The sequence below is a fragment of the Marinobacterium lutimaris genome (assembly GCF_900108065.1).
Classification (GTDB): Bacteria; Pseudomonadota; Gammaproteobacteria; order Pseudomonadales; family Balneatricaceae; genus Marinobacterium_D; species Marinobacterium_D lutimaris.
The window spans coordinates 1,088,550-1,101,304 of record NZ_FNVQ01000001.1 but is presented as its reverse complement, the minus strand read 5'-3'; the positions used below and the strand labels follow the sequence as shown (position 1 = coordinate 1,101,304).

The 12,755-nt window shown below is 50.7% G+C and carries 11 protein-coding genes; 9 read left to right on the top strand and 2 right to left on the bottom strand.

Going from position 1 to position 12,755, the window contains the following annotated elements:
- Nucleotides 1-14: 14 nt before the first annotated feature.
- Complete coding sequence (locus C4S72_RS04890; protein WP_104001917.1) at nucleotides 15-1,289, bottom strand: flavin-containing monooxygenase; 1,275 nt, start codon at nucleotides 1,287-1,289, stop codon at nucleotides 15-17.
- A gap of 589 nt (nucleotides 1,290-1,878) precedes the next feature.
- Between C4S72_RS04890 and aspA the strand changes: the two genes are divergently transcribed.
- Together aspA and C4S72_RS04880 are read left to right on the top strand one after the other, a co-directional pair.
- Nucleotides 1,879-3,735 carry an aspartate ammonia-lyase gene (aspA, locus tag C4S72_RS04885; RefSeq protein ID WP_104001916.1) on the top strand — a complete coding sequence of 619 codons (1,857 nt, stop codon included), beginning with the start codon at nucleotides 1,879-1,881 and terminating at the stop codon, nucleotides 3,733-3,735.
- Between the two features lie 34 nt (nucleotides 3,736-3,769).
- Nucleotides 3,770-5,254, top strand: a complete 1,485-nt coding sequence (locus tag C4S72_RS04880; RefSeq protein ID WP_104001915.1) for an aldehyde dehydrogenase — start codon at nucleotides 3,770-3,772, stop codon at nucleotides 5,252-5,254.
- Between the two features lie 408 nt (nucleotides 5,255-5,662).
- Here the strand turns inward: C4S72_RS04880 and C4S72_RS04875 are convergent, their stop codons facing one another.
- Nucleotides 5,663-6,247, bottom strand: coding sequence for a transglycosylase SLT domain-containing protein (locus C4S72_RS04875; protein ID WP_235009047.1), 585 nt, complete (start codon nucleotides 6,245-6,247; stop codon nucleotides 5,663-5,665).
- Between the two features lie 645 nt (nucleotides 6,248-6,892).
- On the opposite strand from C4S72_RS04875, the gene C4S72_RS04870 reads away from it, so the two are divergent.
- The 7 genes from C4S72_RS04870 (at nucleotide 6,893) to C4S72_RS04845 (ending at nucleotide 12,750) form a co-directional block, all read left to right on the top strand.
- Nucleotides 6,893-7,903 carry a hypothetical protein gene (locus C4S72_RS04870; RefSeq protein WP_104001913.1) on the top strand — a complete coding sequence of 337 codons (1,011 nt, stop codon included), beginning with the start codon at nucleotides 6,893-6,895 and terminating at the stop codon, nucleotides 7,901-7,903.
- Between the two features lie 75 nt (nucleotides 7,904-7,978).
- Nucleotides 7,979-9,292: an ATP-dependent nuclease gene (locus C4S72_RS04865; RefSeq protein ID WP_104001912.1), complete on the top strand. Its 1,314-nt coding sequence runs from the start codon at nucleotides 7,979-7,981 to the stop codon at nucleotides 9,290-9,292.
- An 82-nt stretch (nucleotides 9,293-9,374) separates the two neighbouring features.
- Entirely contained in the window at nucleotides 9,375-9,719 is a 345-nt protein-coding gene (locus C4S72_RS25595; protein WP_146071860.1) for a hypothetical protein, read from the top strand.
- Between the two features lie 126 nt (nucleotides 9,720-9,845).
- Nucleotides 9,846-10,112: a hypothetical protein gene (locus tag C4S72_RS04860; RefSeq protein ID WP_104001911.1), complete on the top strand. Its 267-nt coding sequence runs from the start codon at nucleotides 9,846-9,848 to the stop codon at nucleotides 10,110-10,112.
- 263 nt (nucleotides 10,113-10,375) lie between these two features.
- On the top strand, nucleotides 10,376-11,335 hold the full coding sequence (locus C4S72_RS04855) for a hypothetical protein (protein WP_104001910.1): 960 nt from the start codon (nucleotides 10,376-10,378) through the stop codon (nucleotides 11,333-11,335).
- Between the two features lie 109 nt (nucleotides 11,336-11,444).
- Nucleotides 11,445-11,729 (top strand): hypothetical protein, encoded by a 285-nt coding sequence (locus C4S72_RS04850; protein WP_104001909.1) that lies wholly within the window; start codon nucleotides 11,445-11,447, stop codon nucleotides 11,727-11,729.
- 538 nt (nucleotides 11,730-12,267) lie between these two features.
- Nucleotides 12,268-12,750 (top strand): hypothetical protein, encoded by a 483-nt coding sequence (locus C4S72_RS04845; protein ID WP_104001908.1) that lies wholly within the window; start codon nucleotides 12,268-12,270, stop codon nucleotides 12,748-12,750.
- The last annotated feature ends 5 nt before the right edge of the window (nucleotides 12,751-12,755 follow it).

Below are 12,755 nucleotides of genomic sequence, written 5' to 3'. Positions count from 1 at the left end.
AACACTTGCCGCGATCAGGCGTTACGCTGGCCCGCGTCCTGGTATTCCAGGTATTTGCGCTGGGTCGCGATGTGGTCGGCGATATGCTTCGCATCGTGCCAGACGCCCCAGATAAAGGTGGAACCACGGCGCGACAGCCAGGGCAGACCGATAAAGTAAACGCCAGGCTCGGTGGATACGCCGCGCTGATGCTGGGGCTTACCGTTGCTGTCGAAGGCGTTCACATCCAGCCAGCTGTAGTCGACGCTGAAGCCGGTGGCCCAGATGATGGTGCTGATGCCGGCTTCCGCCAGGTCCAGTTCCAGAATTGGGTTGGTCATGCACTCAGGGTCCGGCAGCTTGCGGCGCGCTTCCGGCTCTTCCGGCAGGTCCAGGCCGTTGCGCTCGATGTATGCATCGGCCGCGTCCAGCAGGGAGAAGTAGTTGTCGTCGCCGCGGGCGATATTCTCGACCAGGTTGGGCGCGAAGGTGGCGACACCCTCTTTGAAGTTTTCGGTCAGTCCGACCAGGTTGATGCCCTGGGCCGCCAGGGCACGGAAATCAACGGTGCCTTTGGAACCGTGAGCGCCGGTCACGGCGATGGTGACGTGCTCGGTACCCGGCTTCATCGCTTCGGCATCCCACTCGCCCAGTACACCCAGCCACCAGACGAAATCGCGGTTGCGGTAAGAGCGGGGCGGACGGTCGTGAGCACCCACAGAGAGGTAGACCTTCTTGCCGGCACGGTTCAGTTCATCGGCGATCTGCACGCCGGAAGAACCGGCACCCACTACCAGTACGCCACCTTCTGGCAGGTCCTGCGGGTTGCGGTAGTTAGCCGAGTGCATCTGTGTGATCTGCTCATCCTGCGGCGCGATCGGCGGAATAGAGGGCTTCTGGAACGGGCCGGTGGCCGCAACGATGCGGTTCGCCTGGATCACGCCTTCAGAGGTCTCTACGGTAAAGCCGGGGCGGTTGGTATTGCGGAAAACCTGTTTCACCTCAACACCGGTGCGGATCGGTGCTTCAAACTTCTCAGCGTACTGAACAAAGTAGTCCGCTACCTTTTCCTTGGGTACGAAGTCATCAGGACCGTAACCGTTGAATTCCAGACCCGGAAAACGGTCGTGCCAGGCGGGGCCGTTGGCCACAAGAGAGTCCCAGCGGGCGGTGCGCCAGCGCTCTGCAATGCGGTTTCTCTCCAGCACCAGGTGAGGTACACCCAGCTTGGTCAGGTGTTCACTCATGGCTACGCCGGCCTGACCAGCGCCTACAACCAGCGTATCGATCTCTGTTTTTGTAGCTGTCATCTCTGCATCCTGTATTGCTATTCGGGCCTTCAAGGAAAGGGCGGTTCAGTGATGCGGGCCCGACGCCAAAGGTTGGTCAAGGCTGCTTACTGAGTAGGGTTCAAGCCTAGGAGATCGCTTTGGATTGTTAAAATATTATTAATTTAACAACAGCATTAAAAAAACGAATTCAGCGGGCGCGGGCAACGAGAGTGCAAAGGGCAGGGAGATAATCAGCGGGTGGGCCTGGGACAGAATCGGCGTTCTGAGCGTTATCAGGCATAGGGAATGTTCGGTTAGAAGTGTTCAGCCTTGAGCGAAGCTGTTAGATGCTCAACCTGGGTACGTACAGGTCGAGTGTCTTATATGCGGTGATGCTTCTTATAAACGCGGCCGGTTATGAGTTGGTGCAATTTTAAGTATGCAATGAAGTGCAAACATAAGTCTGAGCGTGGCTTTAGTAAAACCTATGCAGTTCGAAGATTTATAGTATTTTACAAATAATTGAGCAGTTTTTAGGCTGGGTCGCAGTATCGATCAAGCCGTGTTCCGAGACTGAGTCCGCGGCTTGAAGCCGTCCGATCCGATCCCTCATCGTCCCGGAATAAAAATGAACGCCAATAACAAAAAAGCTATCAAGACCGTTCTGCAATGCGACTCCCTGCCTGATACCGAATTCAGCAGCCTGCTGATGTTCTGCCGGCTGACCACGCTGCAACAGGGCGGGCGCTTCGATCTGGCCGCTCATCCCGATCAACTGGTGCTGCTGCTGGATGGCGAATGCCAGTACGACCTTGAGGGACTGACCGTCGACTTCACGGCGCCGGTGGCCTGCAGCGCACTGGAATCGCTTTATGGCTCTGTTGAAGCCAGGGGCACGCTGATCGCCAAGGGCCCTGTGCAGCTGCTGACCATTGAGCTGGCGCGATTGCGCGCCTGGCTGGCACAGGCTGAACTGAACGGCACCCTGATGCTGCCGTTGATGAAGCTGGCCACCTCACGCAGTGAGGCGGTGGCTGAGGCGAAACGGCCGGATAACCTGCGCCGTGAAAAGGATCTGCTGGGTGAGATGGATGTACCCCAGCAGGCGTATTACGGCGTGCAGACGCTGCGCGCGATGCAGAACTTTGCCATCACCGATATTCAGCTGCGCCATTTCCCCAAGCTGGTGATCGCGTTGGCCATGGTGAAAAAGGCCGCGGCACGGGCCAACTGCAAGCTGGGCCTGCTTGATGATCGTCGCGCCAATGCGATCAGCGAAGCCTGCGACGAGATCATCGCCGGTAAATGGCACGATCACTTTATGGTGGACGTGATCCAGGGCGGCGCCGGTACCTCCACCAACATGAACGCCAACGAGGTGATCGCGAACCGGGCGCTCGAGTTGATGGGCTACGCCAAGGGCGACTATCACCAGCTGCACCCCAATAACCACGTGAACCTTTCGCAGTCCACCAACGATGTATACCCCACGGCGATTCGCCTGGGCATCCTGCTGAGTCACGATGAATACGTGAAGGCGCTGTCCGGGCTCTGCTACGAGCTGAAACAGAAAGCGGTGGAGTTTTCCGATGTGGTGAAAATGGGCCGCACCCAGTTGCAGGACGCCGTGCCGATCACCCTGGGGCAGGAGTTCGACGCCTGGTATGTGACGCAGAAAGAGGATATAGAGGAAGCCAAGGATGTACTGGAGTACTTCCGCGAGATCAACCTGGGAGCCACCGCCATCGGCACCGGTATCAACAGTGACCCGGAATACTCCAGCCTCGCCATTGAGGAGCTTTCCCAGATCTCCGGCAAGGAGCTGGTACGTGCCCGCAACCTGATCGAAGCCACCTCTGATATGGGCGCGTTCGTCACCTTCTCCAGCGTGCTCAAGCGCAATGCGGTGAAGCTGTCCAAGATGTGTAATGACCTGCGCCTGCTCTCCAGCGGGCCGCGGGCGGGGCTGCAGGAGATCAATCTGCCGCCGATGCAGCCCGGCAGCTCCATCATGCCCGGCAAGGTCAACCCCGTGATCCCGGAGATGGTGAACCAGGTGGCGTTCCAGATTATAGGCAACGATATCACCGTCACACTGGCCGCCGAGGCCGGTCAATTGCAGCTGAACGTGATGGAGCCGGTGCTGGCGTTTAACGTGTTGCAGTCGCTGCGGTTGCAGATTCGCGCCATCAACACGCTGTCAGCCAAATGCATTCGCGGTATCACCGCCAACCGGGAGCGTTGCCTGGACCTGGTAAACAACAGTATCGGCATTATTACCGCACTCAACCCCTATATTGGCTACGATAATGCCAGTCGTATCGCAAAACAGGCGGTGACCAACGGTGAGAGTGTGCGTGACCTGGTGCTGGCCGAGGGGCTGCTCAGCGAAGCAGAGTTGAACGAAGTGCTCAGTATCGATGCGATGACCGCGCCCCGACGTATGCGCAAACAGGCGCAAACCGAACTACTCACAAATAAGTAACGCCGTCTAACGCGGTAGCCAATGGAGGATAAAGATGACTGTACAGACCAAAGAGTACTGGCTCTCTAAACAACAGCAGATCGAGCTGAAGACTCAGGCTTTCATAGACGGCGCCTTTGTAAACGCCAGCAACGGCGATACCTACGACACCATCAACCCGGCCAGCGGTGAGCTGCTGGCCAAGACCGCCGCCTGCAGCAGTGCTGATGTGGATAGCGCGGTAGAATCTGCCCGCCGTGCGTTCAATTCCGGCGAATGGTCCGAAGCGGCTCCGGCCCACCGCAAGGCGGTGATCAAGAAGCTGGCCGCGCTGATCATGGAAAACCTGGAAGAGCTGGCGCTGCTGGAAAGCCTGAACGTAGGCAAGCCGGTGCAGGATACCCTGAACCTGGATATTCCCGGTTCCGCCGCCTGCTTCGAATGGTACGCCGAGGCGATCGACAAGCTCTACGGCGAAGTCGCTCCTACCGATGGCAACAACATCGCCACCATCACCCGCGAGCCGATCGGCGTTGTCGCCGCGATCATCCCCTGGAACTTCCCGCTGGATATCGCCGCCTGGAAACTGGCGCCGGCACTGATCGCGGGTAACTCCGTGATCCTGAAACCGGCGGAACAGTCACCGCTGACCGCGCTGCGTCTGGCTGAGCTGGCGAAACAGGCGGGTCTGCCGGATGGCGTACTCAACGTGGTTACCGGCTACGGCGAAGTGGTCGGCAAGGCGCTGGGCCTGCACAACGATATCGACTGCCTGACCTTCACCGGCTCTACCGGCGTCGCCAAGCTGCTGATGGGCTACTCCGCCGAATCCAACATGAAGCCGGTGTGGCCGGAAACCGGCGGCAAGAGCCCCAACCTGATCTTCGCCGACTGCAACCTGGATGCCGCAGTGGAACATGCCGCCATGGGTATCTTCTTTAACCAGGGCGAAGTCTGCTCCGCCAACTCCCGTATCCTGGTGGAAAGCAGCATCAAGGATCAGTTTATCGACAAGCTGATCACCAAGGCGCGCTCGATGAAGGTCGGCGATCCGCTGGAGCCCGATACCCAGGTGGGTGCGCTGATCGACAGCAACCATGCCCGCCGCGTACGCAGCTTTATCACAAAGGCCGAAGAGCAGGGCGGCAAGGTGCTGACCGGCGGTGTCGGCGATGAGTCCACCAACTACGTGGCGCCCACCATCGTCGATGGCGTTACCCCGGATATGACCATCGCCCGTGATGAGGTGTTTGGCCCGGTGGTGGCGGTGATTACCTTCGATAGTGATGAAGAAGCGGTGGCGATCGCCAACGACTCGATCTACGGCCTGGCGGCATCTGTCTGGACCGAGAGCCTGAACCGCGCTCACCGCGTAGCGCGCAAACTCAAGGCCGGTACCGTGTCGGTGAATACCATGGATGCGCTGGACTTCAGCACACCGTTCGGCGGCTACAAGCAGTCCGGCTTTGGCCGTGACCTGTCGCTGCATGCGCTGGACAAGTTCACCCAGCTTAAGACTACCTGGATCAAACTGGGTTGATGCTCCCTACAAGGGAGCTGAGGTAGACCAGCAACGAATGCTGGGATTACCTTCATCCGCTTCCTTTTCGTGGCCGGTTTCGGCTGCTGCCGAGCAAAGGGGCTTGTACGGCTTACGTTATTAAGTAAGCCCCTTTGCAATCCCAAGCCGCCCCGATGGCTTGGTCGGCTACGCCGACTACCCTGTGCTTCTCGTCTGAAAGAGCGGGACAGGAAACTCGCGCCTGCGGCGCTCAAACAGCCTGTCCCTTGTCTCTCTTTCAGCCTGCGATGCTCGGCTTCGCCAAAGGGGATTGAGTGCTGCGCTCAGGCAGTCAGGAGACATCGAGCCCTGTTATTAATAAGGCACGAGAAAGACATAGCTATTTTCCATTTCCTCTACCCCGTGCCTTTTTACTGGCCCTGCCGGTTAAAACGGCCACCACCAGTGCGAGGTTCCCAGGCTATCCCGGCAGCCGCGTAGCTGTTCGCCATACGTGCGGGCGTTGCCGTCAACCTTTCTGGCGACCCGGACCAACCATCCCTTGCTGTTGTAGCTTTTACGCTTCCAGCCGCCGTGACCTTCGTGATACGCCAGATACTGGTTGTAGGCGTCCCACTTGGAGATACCCAGCGTCCGCTGGGATACGTTGGCATACCAGCCCATAAAGTCCACCGCGTCATCGTAGTCGTCACGGTCCGCGCCCCAGTTACCGGTCGCATCCTTGTACCAATCCCAGGTTCCGTCTTTCACCTGCGCATAGCCATAGGCGCTGGATACACGCCACCACATGGGGATGCCGAGGAAGGTATCTCTTGGCGGGGCAGCATCATGCTTAAAGCTGGATTCCTGCCGCATAATCGCCAACTGCACCTGGATCGGTAAACCCCATTTCTCTTCAACATCCTTGGATGCATCGAACCAGTCGGGCTTTTCACGAAAGATCCTGCAGGCATTTTCCACGTTGGAAGGCGGAGTCGTCGCACAGGACGCGAGCAGAACGGATGAGGCCAAGAGTAACAAACGTTTACGCATACGCAGATCGGAAGCCAGGTTAAGAGGGTGGATTGAGCTCGCCTTAGGAAATAAAAACCAATCATCTCATACTTTTAGCGCTTTCGGCGGATTCGCCTGGGCGGATCGATGGATCACATGAGTTTTAACTGCTTAAAGGATGCTAATGCGGGCGTAGTGAGCAGTTTCTGAAGTTGGTCAGTAACTTCCATTAGCGACTTAACATTAAGAAATGCCTTATTTAACTTGTGCCTTTGGCCCAAGCGTAGCAAACTGACTCCAACGTCAGACAGGCAGTAGACGTATTACCACAGCCGTACACGATCCAAGGGACTGATGATGGATACGTACAACTCCCCGATAGCTGGTTCAGCGACTCGAAAGCTTTTCGATAGAGAACAGCTTTGGCCTATGTTAGGCCTATCACTTTGCGCAGAAGCGCCAGTACCCCTTAAGTCAGCTCGTAACACTCTCGAATACCCTATGGCGTTTCGTCATAAAGATGTGATCGAAAATTCCTGCTTGAACTCAGTATGTTACAAATATCCAATAAGTTAAGTCAGGGAGTTAAGGGGCTTACCCTCTAATAATTATTATGGGGCCAAAGGCCCCATTAACAGGCTGTTAACTGGCAAGGAGAGATAGGTGCCAACGAATCAATTAGAACAACAAATACTCACTGTGGTGGATAATTTATTGGCGCTGGATTTTTCAAGTTTCAATGAAAATCCTCCAAATTTGCCTCCTTGGAACAATTTGGATTTAAATGACTACTTAATAGCTGTAGACGACTTAAAGAAGTCCATAGAGGGGTTTAAACAGGATGGATTTCTTTCTGGTATTCCATGGAACATATTACATTCTCTCCATGGGCAACTGAATAATGCGTTTACCCATAGCAAGAATTTCATTAACGCAAAAAATCAACAGCAATTTCATCAGGCTTTTCCACAAGTTGAAAGTGCCAGAACTAACCTTCAAACATGGGGTATAAATTACCTTTACTTGCTTGGGAAAGAGCTTGAAGATAAATCTCAGTTACTTGATGATGAAATTCAGAAATTTTTGGCGCATAACCGCGAAGTAGAGTCAATCAAGCAAAACGTGAACAAGCTTATTGAGCCAGCGGTTGCAGGCTCTCTTTCTAAATCCTTCGAGAATAGGAAAAAGGACTTAAATACAAATCAAAACCGATGGTTTTGGGCGTCGGTAATCGCAGCTATAACTTCGCTAGTTACCACCTATTTTGTGGTCGCATCTATCATTGGGGTTTTTGATAACGATGCTGTAATTGAACTTATTAAAAATTCAGAAAATGGTTCTGGGGTGCTTTGGTCATCCGTTCTATTGCGAATAGGTCTTTTGGTTCCCGTTTATGCACTATTCGGATTTTCTTTCTCTCAATATAAGAAAGAGCGAAACCTGGAAGAAGAATATGCACACAAAGCCGCTGTAGCTACATCGTTGCCAAACTATGGTGATTTAGCTGTTGATAATCAGGTTAAAGACCAGATTTTATCTGAAGCTTCCAAGGTAATATTTACTTCACCGTCTAAAGAAAAGATAGAAAAAAGCAATGAGAAAAATGTGGGGCTGGATCAAGTTAATCAGCTGATGGCCAGCATCAACAAGCTTGTTCCAAAGGTAAAGGACTAGCCAGTTAACAAGGCCAGTCAGCAGGACGCAGCGAAGCTGCGCCTCTGCTGGCGGCGTTAGCTTACAGGGATAGATATGTACGAATTCGACCAAAAACCAGCAACACACTTTAGTGATGATGCCGAAAAAACACTAAAGTCTATTCGAGAATCCGAGTATGCAGTGTTGGTTGGGCGTAATAACTGTGGAAAATCCTTCCTCCTCAAAACTTTGACCCAAAGATGGGGAAGCAATGCTTCCTATCTTGGGCCTGCGCGCTATCAAAACTTCCATGTGCTCGGCCACTACACTCCCAACAGGAATAAAAAGAACGAAAAATGGCAGAACTTCATTCATCAATGGAATAGACAACAGCAGAATATTGATAATTCACCGATCAATCTTCAGCAAGCAATAGCTGAACTAACAGACAAAAAGCGCGAAACACTTTCCGAAATTATAGAGTTACTTCTCGGTAGTAAATTAGAAATTAAGTATACCGTTCCTGATAATGACATGTCCCAAAAGTTTATATCAGTTGGAGGGCATAACATATCGTACACAAGCTCTGGTTTTCGACTAATAACTACGTTAGTCACTAGCCTTTTAGACGATGACTACGACACCTACTTGATCGATGAGCCTGAACTAGGAATAAGTCCTGAAGCACAGGGAGTGCTAGCTGATTTTCTGTTTGATAAAGAGCACAGGGGAAAATACTTTCCGCATATAAAAACATTAGTCTTAGCCACGCATTCGACGGTATTTCTTGATAGAAACCGTATAAGTAATAACTACACTATTGAAAAAACGGGCGATGAGATTTCTGTTAGTAAGGTGGCTACACAGCAAGAATTCAACAAAATTCATTTCTTCCTCCTCGGAAATAGATTTGAAACTCTATACCTCCCCTCTCTAATTGTTTTAGTCGAAGGCAAGTCAGATCATGCTTTTATTCGAGAGGTACTCACAAAAAAATATCCAAACGTCCAATTTAGTGTGGTAAGCGCAAATTCTGACAGTAGAATTAAAGAGGTACTTAATACTGCAAAAAATCTGCTCACAGATATTCAAAAAAGCCCATATAGAGATCGAATTGTTGTTGTGCTTGATTCTGTACATGGAACTGGGCTTCGTGGGACGCTGGAAGCTATGGGTGTGTTGCCAGAAAATATTGTAATTTGGAGCAAGAATGGTATCGAATATTTATACCCAGAATCAATAATGGCTAAGATTTTTGGTGAAGGTGGGGAGTTGTCAATTTCTGGAGATGACATTGCTAGGAATGGTATCACCTACAAAAAAGCTGAGCTGGCAGATAAAGTGTGCAAGCTTATCGCAGCAGATACTCATTTAGATGGCGAATTTTCAGAGAAATTCATGGCCATAGTTGACGGGTATGTCAGCTAACAAGCGCATGTTGGCGGACTGGTTTTCCGCTGCGCTCCAAACTAGCCGCAAATGCGGGCGTTATATTTCGAAAGGAGACATCATGCTTAAAGGATTAAATAAGTATTCACTAATCATGTTATCGGTCGTATCGTTTTCTGCTTTAGCAGAAGGAAAATGGTACGAAAATGGAAATTTACACAATGCAGATATTTCCTCTTGGAAATCAGCGTCTCATTCAAACAAGTTGGCAACAGCTGCAGACTGGGTGTTTATAAGCCCAGCAATAAAAGAAAAAATAAAGAGTAGTGGTAGTATGAACACGGCTAAACCCTTTGCTCAAGAATTAGTGAAATGTGTAAGCGGCGCCACAGATGGAGTTAACTATAACGGGGCTGTAACTGAAGTTGCTGCAAGCTGTATGGTTTTAATGGGTTGGCTTAAATGAAATATAACAAAGCACAGCAGTCGCTCCCGTTGGTCGCAGGGGCCGGCAAAACACTGCGCTTTTTGCCGGCCCCTGTGTGCGGCGTTAGCTCTCCGAGTTACCCACGACGAAAAAGGAGTTTACCTTATGAACGAGGCAGTTCAGCGATACATTGATACACACTCAAAGAGCCAAGGTCTGGGATTTGTTCTCACTTTTCTATTTGGTCGGTTGGGATTGTTCTACAGTAGTTGGGTAGCGGCGCTAATCCTTTGCGTAATTGCCATTGCTTCTGTGGCGTCAATAATAGGTCCAATCATTTGCTGGGTACTGGCGATCTTTATTGGTTTCGCGGCAGTTAGTAAACACAATGAAAAAGTGAAAGCTGCTGCCGCATTGGGTTTTCGTGAGTAAAAAATACATCAAGGTAAATTAACTGGGACACATATTAGTTGACGCTTCCTTTACGCCACTTATTTTCGACGTAAAATAGTAATGGAGTACCTGATTTGTATGCCGATAGTCGGGCTGATCTACGGTTGGCCCATTTTTATCGGCGTTCTCCGTTTTGCCATAGCAGATAAATAAACAGCGAAGGCCGCGTTAAGAGAAAAAATAAAAAATAAGGGTCAGAGCCCTATTTTCAGCTTTATTTTTTAATCTAGTACGAGGGGATCATGGAAGAAGAAAAATATTTGGGGTACATAAAATATGATGGCCCTCTCGTTGAAGATGGATTGATGGATGGGAGAAAGCAGGCCCAAGCATTAATGGGTTTTGATTCTGCGATCCGCTACTTTATCGGTAAGCAGGCGCCTGACCTACAAAGATTGGACTTCGAGATACCAGTCCGTATAAGAAAAGGCTCATGGGAAGCCTTGATACCGGAGACGGTAGCTGGTTGGACACAGGCAGGCTTAGGTGTGGTTGCAACAGCCTACTTGACTAAAGCTGCACAGAAGATGGCGGAAAAAGATTTCTCGGATTTTGGGTTCAAAGATATTTTTCGAGCATCTCTTGATGGGCTCAAATGGTTTGCTCGGATTGGAAAACACATGGGGGATGTTTCGATCCGTAAGTTTTCTGACGTTCGGTTTGATAGTTCGAATGGCTTAATAGGTATCGTGAATGATCAGGGAGATACTCTCTACGTTCCTAAACACGTATTAGATCTTTACTGTCAGTGCCCTGCGAACATCCTGGAGAACGTTGCATCCAATATTACCCATGGTAGAAATTTAGTTATTGGGTCTATTGAAGATAACGTTCTGGATGAAGTTACGATAGACAGCAGCGAAAAGCACATATTTTGTCAAGATGAAGAAGAGGAGGAAGATGAAATTCTTTTTGCTGAGCTAGAGCATGGTGCTGAGGTCGTCCTTGAAGGTGAGATAACCAGGGAGAACAAAACCTCAAACTCGATGGGTTTTAAGTACAATGATCATATTCTAACCTCCTATCCCGAAATTGGCAGCATTGTTCAGTATAAGCACCTTATATTTTCTCAGTGTCGGCTATATGGGCGAGTAAGTCGTTTAGATGAAAAAGGGCAGTTTAACGCAAGGAGGCCTAAGTTGATTTTTCGTCATCTAGAGGAAATCAGAGGAGGCGAAAATTACGACCTTTTTAATCAGTAGCATAACAAACGCAAGCATGACAACACCTTTCCCATTGCGGCTTATACTCCATTTAGAAAAATAGGGGTCAGAGCCCCATTATGCATTATGGGAAAATCGTAGGAGAATCATGGGATCAGAAAGGGTAAGTGTGCTGGAACTCACGCTATTTGAACATAGTGAAGCATCGTTCCTGCGTGCATTAGACGAAGCTGACATTGCTCATAGTCGCACTGTGATATTTTCTACAGCCCCGCAAGCCTCTGGGGTTAAAGAAGTGATTAGTGCTGTTTCTGACGCCATGCCGTGGAATGCAATCGCCAAGGTGATAGTTGCTTGGATCGAAGCCAGGCACAGTAGAGAAGTTATGATCACTACCGAAGATGGCAAAATATTTCACGTAAAGGGAAAATAGGGGTCAGAGCCCTATTCGCTACATAAAAAATGCTCAAGAACACTGCGCCAGCTAAAGCAGGCTCTGCGGGACTGCTCAAGCTGCGCTCGGTGCCCCTTGGTAAAGCGTCATGTGTATTTATACAGGCTGTATGCTTGAACAGTTTTTTGCCAGAGTGTAGGGTTATTGTGTGTACAATTTTTGTACACCAAGCGGTCAGGGTAACCCTGATATGCTAGCACCCGTGAGGAGGCATCAAGATGGCTGTTAAGCACACACCAACAGGTGAGGTTCATAGAGGTAACAAAGGTGGTAAAACCGGTTGCGGTTTCGACACCCGTGACAACCCCAGCCACTGGGTTTCGTCGCATGAACGGATCACTTGCGGCAAAAACGGCTGCAAAAACTGATTCGTACCATGGAGTGCTCCCGTTGTGGTTGACCTGAGATCGAGTCAAACGGGGGCAAACCACAAACTACTCATTAAGTACGTTCAGGTCCGCAGCCTTCACCGGACGCCCCTGTGGGGTCGCCACTTATCGGGATACAAGGAGTCTGTATGCAGAAAGTATATGAAAGGCTTTTCGTAACAGATGCGACATCATGCTCGCTTGGTTCTGATGACGTAGCGGTTGTTCACGCATGCAAAAGTCCATGTCACCAGCGTGCTGTTGGATACACGGGTACACTGCCGAGTTCTCATCCAAACTACTTGGTCTTGGAGCAAGGCTCAGATCTGTATCTAAACATAATTGATCCACCGGTTCCGTTGTTTCTGCCAGCACTATTCTCCAGTTTTTTGGATTTCGCAAAGAAGCACTGGGATGACGGGAAAACGCTGGTCATTCACTGCAACCAAGGCGAGTCTCGAGCTCCATCTCTGGCCTTGTTGTTCCTTGCCCGGTCTCTTACCGTTATCGATGATAGTTCATATAGTTCTGCGCGTGATGAGTTTCAAAAGCTCTATCACCGGTACCTTCCTGGCAAGGGGATTCAAACCTATTTCAGTCAGAATTGGTCCAAGCTTGGTCAAGATTTCTAACAAGG